This is a genomic window from Ideonella sp. FW305-24, assembly GCF_058788035.1.
Genome location: NZ_JBYTAI010000053.1, coordinates 1 through 581, shown reverse-complemented (window position 1 = coordinate 581; position 581 = coordinate 1). Strand labels below are relative to the sequence as shown.

Here is a 581-nt window from a genome sequence, read left to right as displayed (position 1 = left end):
CCGATCCGCCTGATGGTGGCGCTGCTGTACCTCAAGCACGCCTACAACGAGAGCGACGAGTCGGTGGTGGTGCGCTGGTCGCAGGACGTGTACTTCCAGTTCTTCAGCGGGCAGGTTTACTTTGAACCCCGCCTGCCGTGTGACCCGGCGCAGATCAGCCGCTTCCGGCGGATGTTGGGCGAGGCCGGCGTCGAGCAATTGCTCAAGACCACGATCGAAGCGGCGCTGGACATGGGTGCAGTCAAGAAGACCGAGTTCGAGCGCGTGATCGTGGACTCCACGGTGCAGAGCAAGGCCATCGCCCACCCCACCGACAGCCGGCTGCTGGAAGTGGCGCGCGAGAAGATCGCCAGGCTGGCCAAGCGTGCCGGCATCCCGCTTAAGCAGACCCACGAGCGCGAGGGCAAGACACTGCGCCGGCGCGCAGGCGGGTATGCCCATGCCAAGCAGTTCAAGCGGCTGCGCGCTGTGCTCAAACGCCAGCGCACGATCCTGGGCCGGTTGCTGCGTGAGGTGCGCCGCAAGATGGGCGGCCTGGCCGACGAGGCCCGTGCGAGTTTGGACACCTGGATGCAGCGCGC

Annotated in this window: 1 protein-coding gene; it reads left to right on the top strand. The window is 66.4% G+C overall.

What is annotated here, in order from left to right; all coding sequences use genetic code 11:
* The coding region (locus AC3WR5_RS33485) for a transposase (RefSeq protein ID WP_492490117.1) at positions 1-581 on the top strand (581 nt) is incomplete at both ends.